The sequence below is a fragment of the Oceanobacillus jordanicus genome (assembly GCF_022095695.1).
Lineage (GTDB): Bacteria > Bacillota > Bacilli > Bacillales > Amphibacillaceae > Oceanobacillus_B > Oceanobacillus_B jordanicus.
Genome location: NZ_JAIFZM010000009.1, coordinates 168,963 through 184,491, shown reverse-complemented (window position 1 = coordinate 184,491; position 15,529 = coordinate 168,963). Strand labels below are relative to the sequence as shown.

Sequence of the window (15,529 nt, the reverse complement as noted above, 5' to 3'; positions counted from 1 at the left end):
ACTTTAGGGTACTATTCTCCTAATCACTTTGAACGTCATTACCAAAACAGCATACTGAAAAAAACCTCTTAAACAAACCAATTGTGATGAATAAGTACAAAGTGTGGTTTATACTTTGTACTTATTCATCACGCAGCAAACGAAGTGCGGTAGGGTTTTTCATTGAACAAGCACCATTTTAAAGTGTCTATTTTCTTGACAGAAGTCCAATTGAAGCTGACCTGCGATCGATTAGGACGCTCTTGTTGTTGATTGGAGTTGCCGTGCGATTGATTGGGACGCTCTTGCTGTCGATTGAAGCTACCTTGTGATTGATTAAAACGCTTATAACGTTGATTGAAGCTGCCTTGTGATCGATTGGAAGCCCATCCGGCCGATTGGAGCTGACCTGCGACCGATTGGAACGCTCATCCGGGCGATTGAAGCTGCCTTGTGATCGATTGGAGATGACGTACAATATGTTGTGTAAAGAAGTATAAAACAAAAAGGTAAGGTAAATCCTCTAGTTAATCACAACAAAAACCAGAAAGGATGTACCTTACCTATGTCTACTAGTATAACTGAAAATATTTTTTCTAATCAAATTGAATCCATGGTCCGTAATTTTGTTAAAGAAAACTTAGAAGTAATATTAAAAGAGGAATTTAAGAATTACTTTGAAGTGGAGCACCCAGAACTGAAAAACAGTAAAAATGGTTATTATGAGCGAGGTTTAGATACTCGATACGGCCGCATTGAAGACCTCTCCATTCCAAGAGATCGTGAAGGGCATTTTCAAACAAATTTATTTGATCCTTACCAACGGAGAGAAAGATGGTTGGGAGAAAGCATTATAACGATGTACCATAAAGGCTTCAGCACACGTGAAATTGGTACATTTATTGAAAGAATTCTAGGGGATACCTATTCTGCAACTACAGTTAGCAATATTACAGATGTGTTGGTAGAAGAAATTGAAGACTGGCAGCAACGACCTTTAGAGAAAAGATATAGCGTACTATACTTAGATGGAACTTACCTAAAGGTACGTCGGCAAGATGTTGATAGTGAAGTGGTTTACGTTATAGTGGGCATTACAGACGAGGGAAATAAAGAGATTGTAGGGTTTTGTGTCGGAGGAAAAGAGAGTGCGCTTGGATGGAAAGAAATATTAACTAACCTTCGGAATAGAGGCTTGGAAGAGGTGCTATTAGGTGTGTTTGATGGGCTGAGTGGACTCGAAAAAGCGTTCAAGGAAGTATATCCAAGAGCTGACGTACAACGTTGTGTTGTTCATAAAGTACGGAACGTACTTTCTTCTATTCGCCAGCGAGATAAAGAGACTTTCACAAAAGATCTTAAGAAGGTCTATAAGGCAAGTTCCAAAGAACAAGCACTACATTATTTTAGTGAATTGAAAGGCTCATGGAATAAGGTTTATCCAAAAGTTATATCATCTTGGGAAGAGGATCTTTCGGTTTTATTAACATTTCTTGATTATCCAAAGATTATTCAACCCCAGATATACACCACTAACACCATTGAACGTACTATTAAGGAAGTAAAAAAACGTACAAAAAGCATGAACAGTCTTCCAAGCGAAAAGGCTGTAGAAAAGATTGTATACCTTGTCTCTAAAGACTATAACGAAAGGTGGAGTAAAAGATCAATAACTGAATTTGCCTCAGCAAGAAACGAGCTGAAGTCTATGTTTGAATCTAGATATGGTTCTACAATTGAATAAATTTAACTAGAGGAAAGAACTTGCTTTTTGCAGCGAACATACTAAATACGTTCGGTTTGACATGGAGCCTCTGCGGGCATGATTTTCCAGCCAAGAACCAGCTATTTGGAAAACAGTTGGCTGGGCGAAATTAGGCTATCACGCCCGCTTCTCCATATAAAACCTCTCTTCATTTTTTGACGTGGTATGAGAGAGAATAATGCTTACACAGAATTCTTGACACTACCCGATTGGAAGCCCATCCGGTCGATTGGAGCTGACCTGCGACCGATTGGAACGCTCATCCGGGCGATTGAAGCTGACCTGTGATTGATTAAAACCCTCATCCCGTTGATTAAAGCACCCAGGCAATCGATTGAACCACACCTCTCTTAAATTAAACCGCTCACCTAACCAATTCGCACCCCACCTCAAATATGTATAACAAAAACAGGACGGATCCAAAAACTAGAATCCGTCCTGCAAATTGCAAATATATTAACTGGCTTTTACACCTGTTCTTTCTCTTTATTACGCAACTCAATTCGTCTAATTTTACCAGACGTGGTTTTTGGTAGCTCTTTAATGAACTCTATTTCCCTTGGATATTTATAAGGGGCTGTCGTTTCTTTCACATGGTCTTGAAGCTCTTTTATTAATGCTTCATCTGGATGCACGTCCTCTCTCAAGACGACAAAGGCTTTTACAATACTTCCACGGTCCTCATGCGGGCTTGCCACCACTGCACATTCTTGGACAGCATAGTGCTTCACGAGAGCATCTTCTACTTCAAAAGGCCCGATCGTATAACCGGAACTTATAATAATATCATCGCTTCTACCTTCAAACCAAAAATAGCCATCTTCATCCTTAGAAGCTTGATCTCCTGTTACATAATATTCTCCGCGCTGTGTCATTTTTGTGCGTTCACTATCCTTATAATATTCAAGGAATAATGCAGGGCAATCAAGTTTCACTGCAATATCGCCTACCTTGTTCACACCTAAAGGAGCACCTGACTCATCTATGATTTCTACCTCATTCCCTGGCGTCGGTTTACCCATTGAACCTGGTTTTACTTTCATCCCTTTCATTACTCCCAGTAATAATGTATTTTCTGTTTGTCCGTAGCCATCTCTTACTATGATATTAAAATGCTTCTTAAATGTATTGATAACCTCTACATTTAACGGTTCACCAGCGGAAACTGCACTATGCAAAGCTGGTAGCTGATACGTATCAAGATTATTGAGTTTTGCCATCATACGGTACTCTGTTGGTGTACAGCACAGCACGTTAATCTCATTATCCTCCAAGAGCTGCAGATATTTCTTTGCATTAAATTTACCGTGATATACAAAGCCTGTAGCTCCTGACCCTAACACCGAAAGAAAAGGACTCCAGGTCCACTTCTGCCAACCCGGCCCAGCCGTAGCCCATACTTTGTCCCCCTCTTTAATGCAAAGCCAGTTTTCAGAAGCAGTTTTTAAATGAGCAAAACCCCAACCGTGCGTGTGGACAACCCCTTTAGGATTACCTGTTGTTCCAGAAGTATATGGCAAAAATGCGATATCATCGCGTGATGTTTTAACAGTCTCAAGCGTATCAGATGCTTCTTTTTTTAATTGATCTAAATACATCCAATTGTCAGCTGGCTCCCCTACTACAAAACGTTTTAGCTTGGATAATTGTTCGATCCCCTCATATTGGTCGACGAATGGATGGTAGCTTACTATTCCGCTTACCTCCGCATGTGTGACCCTGTACTGTAAGTCATTAACCTTCAACATTTCTGAACAAGGAATGATTATGATTCCAGTCTTTAATGCTGCAAGGTACACTTCATACGCGTCTATTACCTTTGGGATCATGACAAGTAGCTTGTCACCTTTTTTTAGACCATTTTCCAGGAAAGCGTTACCAATTTTATTTGCATTCTCTATTAACTTATTATATGTTAGTTCTTTTCGGTCACCATCTTCATTTTCCCAAATAAGAGCTTTCTTACCTGTCTCTTTTGCAAAGCGTTCCACTTCCATCACGATGTTATATGATTCTGGAGCAATTAAATCCTGTTTTTCCATCGAATCCCCTCCTCACCTAATTTCACCTATCATATCAAAATTTTATAAAAATTTAAACGCATTATGATTTGTAGTACTAATTTCCATATAGTTAGCTATTTCAATTTAATTTTGGGTATATTATACTGTTCTTAATTGTTAAATTCTTATTACAAACTTCCAAAAATGGGGTTAGCATATGACATCTTTTGATAAAGAAGGTTCTTTGGGTAAATTGTTTTCCGTTCCACCCAACACTGAATCGTCCAACAATGAAAATGCGAACATAAAACAGGAATTACTTAATTATTACGCTTCCCTTGCTATGCATCATCCTGATTTAATTATTGCCTTTTCACCACAAGGGGAAATTCTATCAAAAAATAAAGATAGTATTGGGAAGTTTCTTGGCATTCCTTCAATGGATGAAGTAAATCTTATGGATTTGATTCCAAAGTCCTATAAAAAAACGCTTATTGATGCCTTTCAAAAAGCACTTCATGGTGTTTCAGAAAGACACGAAATAGCGATTGAGGAATATTCTAAAAGAGAAATTATTCATGCTTGTCTCACCTTTGTGCCCATTTGGGGGTCTGATAAGATAAATGGTGTTTATATTATTATTGAAGATACAAGTGAGATCAAGGAACTAGCTGAAGAATTGAAGAAACATAAAACACACCTTATCGCTGCGCAAAAAGTGGCTTCTGTAGGGAGTTGGGAATATATAATACCTGACGACGATCTATTCTGTTCGCCGGCCTTTTATGAAATTTTTGGACTGCCGAAATCAGAAGAAGTGACGATGAACAAACTATTATTGCGCTATATCCATCCTGATGATCGTGATAAAACCAGTTCCATCTATAAGCTTGCATTAAGAGAAGGAAAATCCTATAAAGTGGATTATAGAATCTATCATGAAAGAGATGAAAACAAGCTCCGCTACTTAAGGGTGCAAGCAGAGGTTTTGTGGCAGAATAATGCTCCATGGAAATTAATCGGTGTGGTTATGGATTACACGGAAGAGAAAAACCTGGAAATAGAGCTACGTAATACTTTAAATAGTATGGTCCATATGTTTAATAACCTTGACGGCGGTATATGGATGAAGGAATTTAATACAAACAAAGTCACCCTTGCCTCTGAGCAACTTGTTGACTTACTTCAGATTCCACTAGAAAAAATATATGAGGACCCCGCTGTTTGGGAAAATATTATTCATCCTGACTTTCGGGATAAGGTATTTCTAAAACAGGATCAGCTTATGAAAGGGAAGCCGATTAAACATAAATATAAGATCATTTGTGGAGACCATTCTATCAAATGGGTTTATGACCAAACAATCCCATGGGTCAATGAAGACGGGAGAATCACGCATTTATTCGGTGTTTTAGTGGACATAACGGATGAGAAGCAGATGCAAGATCACCTGCGTTATATTTCTACACACGACGAGATAACCGATCTCCCCAATCAACAAAGCTTACATGAAACAGTGGACAAGCTTATTAACGAAGATCAACCATTCTCCATTCTCCACCTAGATCTTGACAGATTCAATGTGATTAACCACTCGCTTGGTTATCAAGTCGGAGATATGGTTATACACCAGCTAGCTGAACGCCTTAGGGACATCGTGCCATCAACTGGCTATCTTGCAAGATTAAACAACAATGATTTTGTTATGATTGTTCATCATTATAATGGAAAAGAAGAAGTATTTGACCTAGCACAGCAGACCATACAATCCATTGGTAAAGCTTTAATGGTAAAGGATTATGAACTACATATAACCACAAGTGTGGGGATCAGCTTTTATCCTGAAGATGGTACAAGTAAGCTGAGGTTATTGGAAAATGCTTATTCCGCCCTTTATCATGCCAAGCAACAAGGTAGTAACAACTATCAATTCTATTCTTTCTCAAGGGATATTTCTTCTTACAAAAAGTTCTTATTGGAAAAAGATATGCGAAGAGCAATTGTAAATGAAGAATTCGAATTGTACTACCAGCCTCAAGTAGAAGCTGCTACTGGAAAAATTAAAGGTGCAGAAGCGCTTATAAGATGGAATCACCGTGACTGGGGGATGGTCCCACCTAATGAATTTATCCCGTTGGCAGAAGAAAACCATCTCATTCATCATATTAGTGATTGGGTAATTCGGAAAACATGTGCCCAGCTATGGCGTTGGAGAGAAACAGGATATCCTGTCATCCCGATATCGATTAACCTTTCGCCCATTCGTTTATTAAAGCGAGGCCTAGTTGAGTTGGTGGAAGGACAGCTAGCTTTATATAGAATTCCTGCTTCCATGCTCGAGATAGAAATAACAGAGAGCTCCTTATTAAAGAACGAGATAGGTGTGCTCAAAACGCTAGAGGAGCTTCGTAAACTCGGCATAAAAATAGCAATTGATGATTTTGGTACAGGCTATGCCTCTTTAAATTACTTGCATGAATTTGAAGCAGATATTATTAAAATCGATCAGATTTTCATCCAAAATATTACTTCTGCAAACAAAAAAGATGCTGCTATCGTTTCTGCTGTTATGCACCTAGCTAAGGAAATTGGTATGCAAATAGTAGCAGAGGGCGTGGAAGAAAAAGCGCAATATGAATTTTTGAAAGAAAGAAATTGTGATCTTATCCAGGGTTATTACTTTTCTAAGCCTGTCCCTTTACCAGTCTTTGAAGAATTATTACATGATGGCTACCTCATCCCAAAAGAAAGCCAAAAACAAGACATGCCGCTTAAGGACAGAAGAGAAAGTGCACGGTACCAGTTCCTCCACTGGCTTAAAGGAAAGTTAATTATCTCGGAATATGATAAACAAGAGATTGAACTAGGCTCAGCGAAGATTTTAATCAAGGATATCAGTTTAAAAGGGATTCAAATTATCACATCCGTTATCTTGCCTGTACCATCCGATATGGCATTTGAATTTTCTTTTTCCATTATGGGTGAATCCTATTGTCTAACTGGCTCCCCCGTATGGCAACAAGAAACAAAGCAATCTTATGTTATTTATGGAATACAGTTTCATACAGGAGAAGAAGAAAAACTAAGCGAGCTCATGGAGAAACTAACTAGGTTAAAAGAGGACAACGAGGAGTTACCTGATACCGACTTTTTCACAGGAAACCCTTGTACCTATCTGGGGAACAGCCAAGCTTATTAATATGAAGACAGTATTTGAAATGAGGCTATAAAAATGAGGTACTCAACGACTATGAATTATAATAAATTAGATATGAAAAACAGAATAGGCTTAACGTTTGTTACATGTATGAAACCAGAGATACGATGCCCATGAATCACTATCCTTCTTTTTCTTATGACCGAGTACTGATGGAGGGCATTCGGGACATGGTGTTTGTGATGAAGGTATTACCTGGCCCTGTTTTTAAATATGAGTTTATGAATCATTCAGCAAGTACCCATACCGGTCTTGGAGAGCGAGCTATAGGAAAATCACTTGAGGCTGTACTTCCGAAAGAGATGGCCTTATACCTGAACCAAGAGTACCAAAGAGCAATTGATATAGGTACGTCTATTACGTATGAAGACTCTTTCTTTACTCCTGATGGGGAACGTTTTTATTCCAAAACACGCGTGACGCCACTTCATGATGAATCTGGCATTTGTACGCACTTAGCCGCTGTTGTTAAAGATGTTACGATTCAAAAAAAGGCCCAAGAAGAGGTACAAACATCAAGCGATTTGCTCTTCCAAAACCAACAACGGTACCAATCTCTGTTTGAATACAACCTTGATGCAGTGCTTTCCATTGATACAAATGGTCGTATTATTTCTAAAAACCTTGCTGTAGAAACCATAACAGGCTATACAGACGAAGATTTGATAGGGGAAAATTTCTATAAATATGTAATCCCTCGAGAAAAACCTACGGCAATTAAAGGATTTGAGCAAGCATTAAAGCGAAAAGCAAAGGAATCACAATTAACTGTCTATGATAAGTCTGGTCAAGAAATGAATATTATCGTAAAATTTACTCCTATTATAATGGAGGGCGTAACGACGGGTGTCTTTGCTATTTTTAAAGACGTCACTCTACAAAAACAATATGAAGAAAAGCTTAAATATATCGCGTTACATGACCCACTTACCGATTTGCCAAATAGAAGACACTTTGATGCGCGCCTAGAATATGCACTGGACAATCTTGTACACAGGCAAAGGCATTTTGCGCTTCTAATGCTCGATATTGATCACTTTAAGGAAATCAACGACAAGTTGGGGCATGATGCTGGGGACACGGTGATTAAAGACTTTGCGACAAAGCTTTCCCACTGTGTTAGTACTACGGGCACTGTGGCAAGATATGGAGGGGATGAGTTTATCATTCTGCTTGAATTGCCAGCAGACGTTAAACAACCTGCCATCAAACTTGCTGAGCTTATCTATGAAAAAATGCAAATCCCTGTTCATGTACATGGCAAGCAAATCAGGATAACCACAAGTATTGGTATTGCCATAGCTTCAAATAAAGAAACGACAGCGAAGGAAATATTAAAACAGGTAGATATTGCATTATACAAGGCAAAAGAAAATGGGAGGAACACCTATTTTTTTGGCTAAGGAAAAAGACTGAAGGACTACCCTTCAGTCTTTTCTAATTCACTCATATCCGTAAACGGGATCTGGGAGCTTATCTTTTAAAATTAGATCATCTAAGCTCTTGAATGAGTATCCTTTCTTTTGTAGCTCTGTTATAAGCTTTTCTAAGGCCTGAGCATTGTCAGAGGATACGGTATGAAGCAATACTACTGCTCCGGGATGTACTTGGTCCATAATCTGATTAAACGCATACTCCCAGCCTTTTTGTTTATTTGTTTCCCAATCAATAAAGGCTAAAGACCAGAACACGTGTATATATCCCAGTTCATAAGACCATTTTAATGTTTGTTCATTAAAAATCCCTCTAGGTGGACGTAAGTATTTTAATTCATCTTGATCGGAAACTTCGGCAACTGCCTTTTCTAGATCCTCTAATTCTTCTTTAATCGCATCTTTGGTGATGATGGAAAAGTCTGGGTGATGGTAAGAATGATTCCCAATGATGTGGCCTTCATCCACCATTCGCTTTACCAGATCCGGTTCACTCTCAACATAGTGCCCTGTAACAAAGAATGTAGCAGGAACATCTTTATTCTTCAGTACATCTAGTATGTCATCTGTGTAGCCTTCTTCGTACCCATTATCAAAGGTTAGGTAGATATTTTTTTGTCCGGTTTTATCTGCATAATAGGCTCCGTATTCCTCGAGCATACTTTCGTACTTACCTATATACGGAAGTTCATGGTTGGAGTTCTTTTTATAACCCCAGCCATACCCTGCAGCCTGTACTGTAGACATTTGTAAAAGAGGAAAGGTAAGGAGAACAACCATGGATAACATTATCAACTTCTTCATAACAACCCACCTGTTTTTACCTTACTTTCTCCCCTTTCCATTTAATTATGCGCGAGAGAAATCCTTACTATTTGCGTTTTTTTATAAAATAATTGCTGCTACCCATCCAAACAAGAATAATGGAATATTATAATGTAAGAATGTAGGAACAACGGTGTCCCAAATGTGATTATGCTTTCCGTCAGCATTCAACCCAGAGGTTGGGCCGAGCGTGCTGTCAGAGGCAGGGGAACCTGCATCACCTAGTGCACCCGCTGTTCCAATTAGTGCTGCTGTAGCCATTGGTGAAAAACCCGCTGCCATACAAATAGGTACATATAGAGCTGCCAGGATTGGAATCGTTCCAAAGGATGACCCGATTCCTAATGTTACAAGTAACCCCACTAAGAGTAAGATAAAAGCAATGAGTGCTTGGTTACTGCTATCTAAAAATCCTGATGATGATTCAACTAAAGCTTGCACTGCTCCTGTTTCAGTAAGGATGTTCCCATAGCCTGAAGCAACAAGCATCACAATTGCGATCGTACCCATCATGGCAATTCCTTCTGACATGACTCTATCTCCGTTTTTAAAAGGTACTGCCAATAAAAGAAACATAAGTACTAAGCCAGTTAGTGCCCCTATTACAAGGCTTTCGGTAATAAGCTGTACAGCTAAAGCTGCTGCTATAGCAATTAAAGTCATGACATGCTTACGATTAAATGATACTGCTTCCTGCTCAATAATAGCAGATGCTTCGATTCCACCTGCTCCTTCCGGCATATCACGGTCCTTGCGATAAGAAACGAAAATCGCAATAAGCAGTCCAACAATCATCCCCGAACCTGGTATCAGCATGGATAGCGCTGACTCACTAACTGTGATATTCGCACCATTTTCCTTCATACCCGTCACGATCGTTTCGTGAAAAATTAATCCAAAGCCTGCCGGGATCATAATATACGGTGCCTTTAAACCGAAAGTTAGAGCTGTAGCTACTGCACGGCGATCCATTCGCATATTATCAAATAATTTTAGTAACGGTGGAATTAAAATTGGTATAAATGCAATATGCACCGGGACTAAATTCTGTGATAAGGACGCGACACCTGCAATAACCAGTAGCATCATTGTCTTCTTACCAGTTAACACACGTATAAGAAAATTAACTAATATGGTAGTAATACCTGTATAGCTAATTGCAACAGCAAATGCTCCAAGTAAGATGTAGCTTAATGCAGTATTGGCTCCTCCGCCCATTCCATTAACTAGTAATTCAGTTGAGTCTACAGTAGATAAACCTGCCATCAATCCTGCAGTAAGTGAGGCAGCAATAATAGCTATTATGACATTAACACGTAATAAACTTAAGATAGTCATTACGAGAACAGATACAATAACAACCCATTCCATGTTTTTCTTCCCCTTTCTCTAAAACAAATCATTCATTCGCTTTAATACTTTATTATGATAAAGCATTGAAGCATTTTTTGTCAAGACGTTTTATAATGGTTTTTGGGGCTTTGTTTATGATCAGCTACCCCCTTAACTGGAAAGGTCAGATAATAAATCTCGAATTGGTATTGATGGGGCGTTTGCTTTCCAGCGCTTGTTTGGATGGTGGTGCGTCTTTTTGGGGGCTGGTGCGCCAATCATACATGCCATTGCGCCATTCCAATTGATCTCTGCGTCTCTTCGAGTGCTTGGCGCGTCTTTTTGGGTGCTGGTGCGCCATTCCCAATGATCACTGCGCCTCTTCCGATCCTTGCCGCGTCACTTTGAGTTCCTGTGCGTCTCTTTTTCAGTACTAAAAACCCCGCAAATAATGCACGGGGCTGATAAACGTTCTGAACAAGCAAGTTATTTCACATTATAGGAGAAGGAAACATGATCCTGGATAGGAATCCATGCACCTATCCCTTGCTTTGTTACATTTTTTACTACGAGGGACTTTTTAGAGCCTTTTAACTGAATATATACCTCTCCAAACGTAACCTGTCCCTTCTCATTGACAGCAGGCGCGTAGGAATCTAAAGTTGCATGCTTATCCGTTGGAACTGCATAGGAATTATCCTTCTTCGTGTTTTTACCGATAACAGTATGGTAAGCCAAAGGAAGCTTTGTTTTTTCTTTCGACTTAATTAGCATCATGCTCTTAATATCATCAGGGTTCGCAATTTTATTTGTTAACGCACCTTTTACTTCCTTTTCTTCTTGCTGTACATAGTTCATCTTCTGATCTGATTCTCCACCTAAATTGTTGAGTTCATTTTTGTTTATCTGCTGGTACTCCCAGTTAATGGTTGTCTCTAGAGACTCATAATTTAGTGGCCATCTCCCTATAAAGACCATCCCACGATATCCAAGTGCAATGGGGGATGGGTTAATAGTAGACTCGTTCAGCATTTTAATTAGATCAGGATTCTCAATTTTTATTTTTAACCCATCCATTAATTCCTGTGTTAGCTCGCTAGGCTCAATAACTTCTTGATCCTCAGTGGCATTAGGAAATGTATTTTCCTTTGAAATGGTTAAGACATGGCTTGGTGTTTCAAAGTCTTCCTTCTTTTCTTTGCTTAAACCAGTTGCGGGAAAAAGAAACGTCAACACGAATACAGTTAATAATAGAAAACCAACATTGCTTTTTTTCATATTTTTATGTCCCTTCTTTTTCCTCTAGTTTTTTCGGACATAAAAATTTTATACCTCGTTTCTGCTATCGTTAGCTTAATTCAACCGTATCGATATGCTCCTCTATCGTAATACTCCCTTCGACAGACCTTATCATAGAGCAATTCTTACGAGCTATTTCCATATTTTTATATAACCTTTCAGGGTCAAGACGCCGCCCTTTCACCATGTACTTTAAGGTTATTTTCTCTATACGATTGGCTTCCTCCGAGTTCCTCTCCACTTCTGCATGAACCTGTAGATCCGCGACCTCCGTACGTTGCTTCTCTAAAATTTTACGAAAGACAGATGCACTACAACCAGCTATGGATGCAACCATTAATTGGAAAGGACGATAGCCATAATCTTCATTCCCAGAAATATCAATTTCTCCATATGGCAATTTTGCTCTCATACCATTTTCTTTGAGATAAAAATCCATCTTAAAATCCTCCTTTTTCTATACTATTTCCTAAAACAGATTTTTCCTAACATCTTACAATCTAAATGATTGACGATTGCAAATAAAGCCATTAAATTGAATAAAGAGAACCCAACAGAAGGAGAACAACATGGTATCAGCTAAAACACGATTTTGGATATTAATTTCACTTGTAACTATTTCAGGCTTTTCACAAGGAATGTTGCTCCCCCTCTTGGCTATCATTCTAGAGCAAAACCAAATCTCTTCTTCTATCAATGGACTTCATGCGACTGGTTTGTATGTTGGAGTCTTAATTGCCTCCCCGTTCATGGAGAAACCAATGCGTAAATTAGGATTTAAACCGATAATCGTCATAGGTGGATTTCTTGTATTTGCTTCCTTAGCATTGTTTCCATTATGGCAGTCTTTATGGTTTTGGTTTGTGTTACGGATGATGGTAGGAGTCGGAGACCAAATGCTTCACTTTGGTACCCAAACATGGATTACCACAACAGCTACAAAAGAAACGCGTGGTCGCAATATTGCTTACTATGGTATGTTTTTCGGCTTAGGCTTTGCGCTTGGTCCGTTAATGACAAGGCTGCTTTCAATTAATGAAGTACTTCCTTTCTTTGTATCCGCAGGTTTAAGCATTATCGTCTGGTCCCTTATGCTATTCGTTAGAAATATGTGGCCTGCAGAGGATTATGATTCTGGAAGTGGCTCAAGTTCCACTAAACGGTTTATTCAAACAGGGAAAATTGCCTGGGTTGCTTTACTTCCAAGTTTTGGATATGGCTTCCTTGAAGCAACACTACATAGTATCTTCCCGATTTATGGATTAAGAATTGGCCATGATGTGGACATACTCTCACTACTTATTCCTTGTTTTGCGATCGGAAGTCTTATTACACAGCTTCCGCTCGGGATACTTAGCGACAGAATCGGCAGAAGAAGTATATTATTATATGTACTTGTTGGCGGAGTTGCCTGCTTTATGATGGCAGCATACCTCGAGACATCCGTTACTGCGCTCTTCATTCTATTTACATTAGCGGGGATGTTCGTAGGATCCTTGTTCTCTTTAGGTATTTCGTATATGACAGACCTGTTGCCGGGTAATTTACTGCCTGCTGGTAACCTCATGATCGGAATTGCTTTCAGTCTTGGAAGCATTAGTGGTCCATTTTTAGGTGGATTGTATGTCGAGTTTTTCCCAACACTATCATTTTTCTACATGATTGGGATCATGCTCGTTTTCATTCTTGCTGCGATCTATTTTAAACGTGAGAAACAAATTTCGGTAAGCTAGCACACCGAGTCTTTATGTAGCTTTGCGCAAGCGGCAACTGTTTATTCACGCTAAAAGAGTTCTCTGCTTATTGTTCCTATAATCAAAAAGGCCGAGCGACCATTACGTAGTAGATACGTAAGGTCACTCGGCATTTTAACGTTAAAAAACATCTATCAATTTTTTTATAAAAATCGGCTATAACGATCTTCCAAGCGATCTTGGAAGAAGGAAATAACGATACACACCGGCCAATAGATTAATGCAACGAGAATATACAACGTCATCGCATCGAATTCCCTACCTGTCACAAGTTGTGCCTTTTGAAACAGCTCCGGCACTGTAATAACGGCTGCTAGAGAAGTTGCCTTCACAATATCCATAAATACATTGGTAAGTGGCGGAATCGCAATTCGTGTTGCCTGTGGAAGAATAATTTTACGCAATGTCTTCAAATAGCTCATATTTAAAGCCTTTGCTGATTCCCATTGACCACGATCAATGCTATTGATCGACGAGCGATCAATTTCTGCTATGTAGGCAGCACTATTTAAACCAAAGCCTAAACAAGCTGCAGCAATTGCTGTAAATTTAATTCCAACCACCGGTAAACCAAAGTATAGTATAAACAAAAATACGAGGATAGGTGTTCCACGCATAAAGGAAATATAGATTCTTGCAGGCCAACGTAATATAATTCGGTTCGAGCCTCTGGCTAATGCAAGGAAAAGCCCTAGGATAAGCCCCATGCCCATGCTTACAATAGCAATGAGCATGGTTACTGGTAAGCCACCTAATACAAAGGGAAGACTTTCCCACGCAAGTACCGGATTAAATAATCCACCAAAGTTAAAAGCACCTAAATTCATAATAGCCTCCCCTTAGAGGTCAATTCCTTCAAGTTCTTGAATCTCTTCATCTGGTTTTTGTGATGCGTCTTCATTATAAAATTCTTCCGCTAGCTTTGTAAGCGTACCATCCTCACGCATTCCTTCAAGCGCCTTGTTTATTTCTTCAGTTAGCTTATCAGCACCCTTTGGTATCACAACTGCCTGTTCTGTTGGATGGAATTTCAAGTCTGGATGTAAATGAATATCGAAGTCAGGAAAACCTGCAACACCAAATTTAGATAAATAGTAATCATTTACAATAACATCTGTTCTGCCGTTGTCAACATCACGTAAGTAGGCTTCATTTGGCGCATTGCCATATGTTTTTATCTCTGCACCAAAATGCTCGGCAATCTGGCTGTAAATCGTGGTTGCTCCCCCACCAGCAATTTTCCCATCAAGATCTTCCAAGGACTCAATTCCAGAATTATCTTCTTTTCTTACAACCATCGTTGAGTATGAATATTTATATGGCGCACTAAAATTAAATTCTTTTTTTCTTTTATCTGTAGCTTCCACGTCGTTAGCAGCAACATCAATGCGCCCACTTTTTACCGCAGGAAGCATACCGTCAATTCCCATGATTTCAAATGAGATATCCAAGTCGAGGCGCTTGGCAATCTCGCGCATCACTTCTACATCATAGCCTGTAAGCTGGTCCTTACTTTCCTCTTCACCATCATAATAAGAAGCAGCCATTAGAGTACCAGATGTGCCCACAACAATTTCACCAGACTCTTGGATCTCTTCCCATCTTTCATCTGTCCCACTAGATTCATTATCACTGTTACTTTCTTCCTCTCCATTACCACACGCACTAAAGAACGCTACAATAGCAACTAATGAAACCAATAACAAAAACTTCTTCAATACTATTCACCCCTATTGTTATATTTAAAATGACAATATGATTGTAACAGTTTATCTAAATAATTTCAAAATTTATTTACTTCGCTTTTTGCTTTTCCCTATAGTTTGGCTTAGGGTTAGAATTTTACCCGAACAATCCACAATACTCCGGTTGCCAAATGAAAAATCAGCGAAACTGATAAAGCCTCGCTGATTGGTAGTGTT

11 protein-coding genes are annotated in these 15,529 nt (G+C 39.1%); 4 read left to right on the top strand and 7 right to left on the bottom strand.

The window, feature by feature from the left end; translation table 11 throughout:
• The first annotated feature begins 544 nt into the window (after positions 1-544).
• Positions 545-1,723: an IS256 family transposase gene (locus K3T81_RS12280; RefSeq protein ID WP_238020352.1), complete on the top strand. Its 1,179-nt coding sequence runs from the start codon at positions 545-547 to the stop codon at positions 1,721-1,723.
• A 488-nt stretch (positions 1,724-2,211) separates the two neighbouring features.
• Here K3T81_RS12280 and mbcS read toward each other — a convergent pair whose 3' ends face one another.
• Positions 2,212-3,786 carry an acyl-CoA synthetase MbcS gene (gene mbcS, locus K3T81_RS12275; protein WP_238020351.1) on the bottom strand — a complete coding sequence of 525 codons (1,575 nt, stop codon included), beginning with the start codon at positions 3,784-3,786 and terminating at the stop codon, positions 2,212-2,214.
• Between the two features lie 178 nt (positions 3,787-3,964).
• Between mbcS and K3T81_RS12270 the strand changes: the two genes are divergently transcribed.
• Positions 3,965-6,946 (top strand): sensor domain-containing protein, encoded by a 2,982-nt coding sequence (locus K3T81_RS12270; protein ID WP_238020350.1) that lies wholly within the window; start codon positions 3,965-3,967, stop codon positions 6,944-6,946.
• A 188-nt stretch (positions 6,947-7,134) separates the two neighbouring features.
• Entirely contained in the window at positions 7,135-8,367 is a 1,233-nt protein-coding gene (locus K3T81_RS12265; RefSeq protein ID WP_238020349.1) for a sensor domain-containing protein, read from the top strand.
• Positions 8,368-8,406: 39 nt separating this feature from the next.
• On the opposite strand, the gene pdaA is transcribed toward K3T81_RS12265, so the two are convergent.
• From pdaA to K3T81_RS12245, 4 genes are all read right to left on the bottom strand, one after another.
• Entirely contained in the window at positions 8,407-9,201 is a 795-nt protein-coding gene (gene pdaA, locus K3T81_RS12260; protein ID WP_238020348.1) for a delta-lactam-biosynthetic de-N-acetylase, read from the bottom strand.
• A gap of 81 nt (positions 9,202-9,282) precedes the next feature.
• Entirely contained in the window at positions 9,283-10,593 is a 1,311-nt protein-coding gene (locus K3T81_RS12255) for a Na+/H+ antiporter family protein (RefSeq protein ID WP_238020347.1), read from the bottom strand.
• 447 nt (positions 10,594-11,040) lie between these two features.
• Entirely contained in the window at positions 11,041-11,832 is a 792-nt protein-coding gene (locus K3T81_RS12250; protein WP_058949695.1) for a YfkD famly protein, read from the bottom strand.
• 70 nt (positions 11,833-11,902) lie between these two features.
• Positions 11,903-12,292 carry an OsmC family protein gene (locus tag K3T81_RS12245; protein ID WP_238020346.1) on the bottom strand — a complete coding sequence of 130 codons (390 nt, stop codon included), beginning with the start codon at positions 12,290-12,292 and terminating at the stop codon, positions 11,903-11,905.
• A gap of 130 nt (positions 12,293-12,422) precedes the next feature.
• Here K3T81_RS12245 and K3T81_RS12240 point away from each other — a divergent pair, with 130 nt between their 5' ends.
• Entirely contained in the window at positions 12,423-13,586 is a 1,164-nt protein-coding gene (locus K3T81_RS12240; RefSeq protein WP_238020345.1) for an MFS transporter, read from the top strand.
• Positions 13,587-13,750: 164 nt separating this feature from the next.
• On the opposite strand, the gene K3T81_RS12235 is transcribed toward K3T81_RS12240, so the two are convergent.
• Entirely contained in the window at positions 13,751-14,434 is a 684-nt protein-coding gene (locus K3T81_RS12235; protein WP_238020344.1) for an amino acid ABC transporter permease, read from the bottom strand.
• 12 nt (positions 14,435-14,446) lie between these two features.
• Positions 14,447-15,325 (bottom strand): transporter substrate-binding domain-containing protein, encoded by an 879-nt coding sequence (locus K3T81_RS12230; protein ID WP_238020343.1) that lies wholly within the window; start codon positions 15,323-15,325, stop codon positions 14,447-14,449.
• Between the last annotated feature and the right edge of the window lie 204 nt (positions 15,326-15,529).